General features: G+C 69.0%; 5 protein-coding genes. 4 read left to right on the forward strand and 1 reads right to left on the reverse strand.

What is annotated here, in order from left to right; all coding sequences use genetic code 11:
- Positions 1-102: 102 nt before the first annotated feature.
- The 3 genes from O1Q03_RS39640 (at position 103) to O1Q03_RS39650 (ending at position 2,904) form a co-directional block, all read left to right on the forward strand.
- Positions 103-1,404: a THUMP domain-containing class I SAM-dependent RNA methyltransferase gene (locus O1Q03_RS39640; RefSeq protein WP_269511543.1), complete on the forward strand. Its 1,302-nt coding sequence runs from the start codon at positions 103-105 to the stop codon at positions 1,402-1,404.
- 317 nt (positions 1,405-1,721) lie between these two features.
- Positions 1,722-2,144 (forward strand): VOC family protein, encoded by a 423-nt coding sequence (locus O1Q03_RS39645; RefSeq protein WP_269511545.1) that lies wholly within the window; start codon positions 1,722-1,724, stop codon positions 2,142-2,144.
- 73 nt (positions 2,145-2,217) lie between these two features.
- Complete coding sequence (locus O1Q03_RS39650) at positions 2,218-2,904, forward strand: helix-turn-helix transcriptional regulator (protein ID WP_269511547.1); 687 nt, start codon at positions 2,218-2,220, stop codon at positions 2,902-2,904.
- Positions 2,905-2,965: 61 nt separating this feature from the next.
- Here O1Q03_RS39650 and O1Q03_RS39655 read toward each other — a convergent pair whose 3' ends face one another.
- Positions 2,966-3,889 (reverse strand): carbon-nitrogen hydrolase family protein, encoded by a 924-nt coding sequence (locus O1Q03_RS39655; RefSeq protein WP_269511550.1) that lies wholly within the window; start codon positions 3,887-3,889, stop codon positions 2,966-2,968.
- A gap of 86 nt (positions 3,890-3,975) precedes the next feature.
- Between O1Q03_RS39655 and O1Q03_RS39660 the strand changes: the two genes are divergently transcribed.
- Positions 3,976-4,896 (forward strand): LysR family transcriptional regulator, encoded by a 921-nt coding sequence (locus O1Q03_RS39660; RefSeq protein WP_269511553.1) that lies wholly within the window; start codon positions 3,976-3,978, stop codon positions 4,894-4,896.
- The last annotated feature ends 617 nt before the right edge of the window (positions 4,897-5,513 follow it).

The raw sequence follows: 5,513 nt of genomic DNA on the forward strand, positions 1-5,513 counted from the left end.
CGGCCGGTGCATCGGCGCGCGCGCCCCGAATCGGACGCAACGCCGGCTCCGGCCGCCCGCGCCGCGTACAATAGTGGACTTTTGCACGTCCTCACCCGCCTTATGTCCTCGCCCACCCTGTACGAATTCTTCGCTCCCTGCCCGCGCGGCCTCGAAGCGGCGCTTGCCGCCGAGCTGGCCGAGATCGCCGGCGCTCATCTGAACGGCGCGCCGTTCACTGCGGGCGCGCAGGTGCCGGGCGGCGTGCATTTCAGCGGCGGCTGGGCCGCCGGCATGGCCGCGAACCTCCATTCGCGGATCGCGAGCCGGATCCTGCTGAAGATCGCGCACGGCCCGTACCGCAACGAGCACGACGTCTACGCGCTCGCGCTCGAGCAGCCGTGGGAACGCTGGTTCGCGTCGACGCAGACGCTGCGCATCGACATCACCGCGATCAAGTCGCCGCTGAAGAGCCTCGAATTCACGACGCTGCGCGTGAAGGATGCGATCTGCGACCGGATGCGCGAGAAAACCGGCTCGCGGCCGAGCATCGACACGGGTGCGCCGGACGTGCGCGTGTTCGCGTTCCTGACAGCCACCGAATGCACGCTGTACCTCGATACGTCGGGCGAGCCGCTGTTCAAGCGCGGCTGGCGGCTCGACAAGGGCGCGGCGCCGCTGCGCGAGAACCTCGCGGCCGGCATCCTGCGCCTGACGGGCTGGACGCCCGGCACCGCGCTGTACGACCCGATGTGCGGCAGCGGCACGTTCCTCGCGGAAGCCGCGCAGATCGCGCTCGGCGTGGCGCCGGGCGTCGAGCGCCGCTTCGGCTTCGAAAAACTCAAGCAGTACGACATCACCGCGTGGCAGGGGCTGAAGGTGCCCGCGCTCGACGCGAAGCGCGCGGCGCGCGGCAAGCGCGGCGAAGCGCTCGGCGTGTACGGCAGCGACATTTCCGGCGACATGCTCGAGAAGGCGCGCGCGAACCTCGAACGCGCGGGCGTGCCGTCGGTATGGCTCAAGCAGGTCGACGCGCGCGGGATGACGCCGCCGTGCGACGGCCCGGGCATCCTCCTCGCGAACCCGCCGTACGGCGAGCGGATCGAAGTGCGCGGCCGCAGCGCGCGCGGCGAAGTGCGCGAGACGGGCCGCAACCGCGGCAACGACGACGCTTTCCGCCGCACGCACACCGACGCGCCGGACAGCGAGTTCTTCAACGCGCTCGGCGATGCGCTGAAGCAGCGCTTCACCGGCTGGCAGGCGTTCCTGCTCACGTCGGACCGCTCGCTGCCGGGCCAGCTGCGGCTGCGTGAATCGGCGAAGACGCCGCTGTTCAACGGCGCGCTCGAATGCCGGCTGTTCCGCTTCGACCTGATCGCGGGCAGCGTGAAGGCACGCCCGGCCACGCCGGAAGGCGACGCGTGACGCACGACGCACGCACGGCAGCCGCTGCGGCCGCCTGCTGACATCCTGACGACGCCCGGCACCCGCCGGGCGTTTTGCTTTGCGCGGCGCCGATGCTCGTGGTGCCGCACCTGCCGCGCGCCTATGCGCGCGCAAGCGCGGCGCCATCCGGCCGGACGCCACCGACAGCGACACCGCCGATCGAAAGCGCCTTGTGCCTGATGTCAGCACCGCGATGACTACTGACAGCACGCTGTCAGCAGCACGCGCTCACACTGCAATCCCGGCGCAATGCAAGGCTGGTTTCCATCAAGAACCCGAACAACAAGGAGCTCGTCGTGACGTCCGCAACTACAACCGCTGCAACCACTGCAACCGCAACCCTGGAACGCGCGATCGCGTGGTTCGACATTCCGTCCCTGGATTTCGATCGTGCGATCCGTTTTTACGAAACCGTGCTGCAGACCAACCTGCAGCGCGAAGTCATCGGCGGCGTGCCGATGGCCATGTTCGATCACGAAGCGTCGGGCACGGGCGGCAGCATCGTGTTCGATCCGCAGCAGATCAAACCGAGCGCGAACGGCGTGCTCGTCTACCTGAACGCCGGCGAGTCGGTCGTCGCGGCGCTCGAACGCGTGAAGCGCGCAGGCGGCATCGTGCAGGGCACGGTCGTCGAGCTGCCGAACAACTACGGTTACATCGGCTATCTGATCGATACCGAAGGCAACCGCGTCGGCCTGCACGCGCCGAAATGCCACTGAGCGCACCGTCAGCCGGGCCGGCGCGGCGCTATCATCGCGAAGTCCCCGTAGCCGTTGGAGTCGAGGTGCAGCCATGACGCGCCGTGCCGACCGTCTGTTCCAGATCGCCGAGCTGTTGCGCGGGCGCCGTCTGACGACCGCGCAGCAGCTCGCCGACTGGCTGTCGGTGTCGCCGCGCACGGTCTATCGCGACGTGCGCGACCTGCAACTGTCAGGGGTGCCGATCGAAGGCGAAGCCGGCATCGGCTACCGGCTGAACCGCAACGCGAGCCTGCCGCCGCTCACGTTCACCGCCGAGGAGCTCGCGGCGTTCGCGGTCGGCGCACGCATGCTCGAGACCTGGGGCGGTGCGCGCTTTGCCGGCGGCGCGCGGTCGGCCCTCGCGAAGATCGCGTCCGCGATGCCGGCCGACAAGCGCACGGCACTCGATCGGCTGCCGGTGTTCGCGCCGTCGTTCCACATCGACGAGGCGTTTTGCGGGAAGGTCGATGCGATCCACCAGGCGGTCGACACGCGCCACATCGTCGGCTTCGACTACCGCGACCGGCTCGGCGCCCATACGCGCCGCCGCGTGTGGCCGCTCGGGCTCGTCTACTGGGGCGGACGCTGGACGATCGGCGCGTGGTGCGAACTGCGCGACGACTTCCGCACCTTCGACATCGCGCGGATGGGCGACATCACCGTGCACGAGCAGTTTCCCGACATGGAAGGACGGCGCATCGCCGACTACATGCGGATCGCGGAAGCGCCGATGCGCTGACACGCACGGCGGCGGCCGCCGCCGTTCGTTCGCCGGGGCGTTCACGCCCCGGCAACGTCCGTCATTGCCCGAATACCACCGCGCGCTTCGGCCGCTCGTCGACGTGCAGCGAAAACACGTCGGCGCGCGCATAGTGCCCCACCACGTCGAAGTCGTAGCGCGCGCGCACCAGTTCGTCGGTATCGATGCGCGCGGTCACGAGCCCGGGCTCGCCGATCAGCGGGTCCGTCAGCAGGTCGCCGAGCGGCCCGACGATCACGCTGCCGCCGCGAATCAGCGGACGTTCGGGATCCCAGCCCGGCACGTCGATGCCCAGCGCGCGCGGCGACGGCTGCACCTGGCATGCGCTCACGACGAAGCAGCGCCCTTCGTGCGCGATGTGACGCATCGAGCTTTGCCACACGTCGCGCTCGTCGACGGTCGGCGCGCACCAGATCTGCACGCCTTTCGCGTACATCGCGCAGCGCAGCAGCGGCATGTGGTTCTCCCAGCAAATGGCGGCGCCCGCGCGGCCCGCCGCGGTGTCGACCACCGGCAGCGTCGAGCCGTCGCCCTGCCCCCAGATCAGCCGCTCGGTGCCGGTCGGCATCAGCTTGCGGTGCTTCGCGACGAGCCCGTCGCGCGGATCGAAAAACAGCGCCGTGCAGTACAGCGTGCTGCCGCCGCGCTCGATCACGCCGACCACGAGGCTCGCGCCCGTGCGCTGCGACAGCGCGGCCAGCTCGTCGGTTTCGGGCCCCGGCACGTCGATCGCCTGCGCGGCGTAGCGCGCATACGCGTCGCGCCCCTCCGGCAGCCGGTAGCCGAGCCGCGTGCCGAAGATCTCGCCCTTCGGATAGCCGCCGAGCACGGCCTCGGGCAGCACGACGAGCGATGCGCCGCTGTCGCGGATCGCGGTTTCGTAGCCGAGGACCGTGTCGAGCGTGGCGCGCGTGCCGGCGGGCGATGCGCCGATCTGCAGCGCGGCGATGACTGAGGTGGGCATGAGGGCATCTCCTGGTGAATGGGTGAGAGTGACGCCATCTTTATCGATATGATGTCATCTATCAAATCGATAAAACGATAACTGACATGAATGCCGATGATATCGCCGGCCTCGACCTGAATCTGCTGAAGGTATTCGAGGCGCTGTACGAGGAAGGCGGCGCGAGCCGCGCGGCGCTGCGGCTCGGCCTCACGCAGTCGGCCGTCAGCGCGGCGCTCGCACGGCTGCGCGTGATCTATGGCGATCCGCTGTTCGCGCGCACCGGCCGCGGCCTGGCGCCGACGCCGCGCGCGGACGAGCTGAAGCCGATCCTGTCCGATGCGCTCGACCGCTGCCGCGAAAGCCTCGCGATCGCGGCCGACGGCGGCGAGCGCATCGGCCGCACGATCTCGGTCGGGCTGTCGGACGACTTCGAGATCGCGCTCGGCCGTGCACTGATCGACGCGGTCGCGCAGGAAGCCGCGGGGATCCGGCTGATCTTCCGGCAGACGCACAGCGGCATCGCCGGCGACGCGCTGCTGCGGCACGGCGTCGATCTCGCGATCGCATCGGGCGGGTTTTCGGCGAACGGGCTCAGCCGGCGCGCGGTCGCGACCGGCGGCTACGCGTGCGTGATCGATCCGGCCGGGCGCGCTCCGGCGCCGCGGACGCTGACGCTCGACGATTTCCTGCAGCGCGACCACCTGCTCGTGTCGTCGGGCGGCGTGATCGGGATCGTCGACGACGCGCTGGCCGCGCTCGGCCACAAGCGGCGCGTCGCGGCGTCGACCACGCATTTCGCCGCGCTGCCGTACCTGCTCGCCGGCTCCGATGCGGTGGCGACGATTCCGGCCCACGCCGCCCGCGCAATCGCGCAATCGACGTCGCTGCGCGCGCTCGCGTGCCCGGTTGACCTGCCGAGCTACCCCGTGGAGATCGGCTGGCGCACCAGCACGCAGCGCGACCCGGCGATCGTGCGCGTGCGGGATACGATCGCCGCGTGCGTCGGGCGAGTCGTCGCGCCGTAAGAAACGGGGCATGGTTCGGCTTGTGATTGAGGTCCGCTGTCCCGGCCGGGTGCTCCAAATGGTAGGCCGCGTCGCCCTTCGCGGCGGCGGCGAGAGACCGCAGGGCGCGTCAGCGACTGGGTCGATGGCGCCGCCGGCTTGGCGCGCGTGATTGCGGGTCACGATCCGGGGAATTGGCAGTGCGGGGAGGTTTCTCTTTTATTCGCGGTAGACGGCCCCTTGACGGTGATCGGGCCATTTTTGGCCCGATCGGGTCAAAAATGGCCCGCTTAATTCTGTTTGTTTTCAATGAGTTGAATTGGAGCGGGCCAAAAATGGCCCGAAATAGCGGTCAAAAAATCGATTTTTGCCGTCACAGCGTTGCGTTCTCCCGAGTAAAGGCGCCTTGAAACGGCGCTAAAGCCTTGATAGTCAAGGCTCAAGATATTTGCGTGTGTGCGCTGGCATGGCGCTTGCAGTAGCTACGGCGCCGTCACCGATGGCAACACGGTCCGAGGGCCGTGTCGGTTCCAACAACAAGGACAGCATTCATGCCGACTCCCGCTTATATCAGTATCCAGGGCAAGACCCAGGGCCACATCACGCAGGGCGCTTTCACCCCCGACTCGGTGGGCAAC

The organism is Burkholderia sp. IMCC1007 (assembly GCF_027257875.1).
Lineage (GTDB): Bacteria > Pseudomonadota > Gammaproteobacteria > Burkholderiales > Burkholderiaceae > Burkholderia.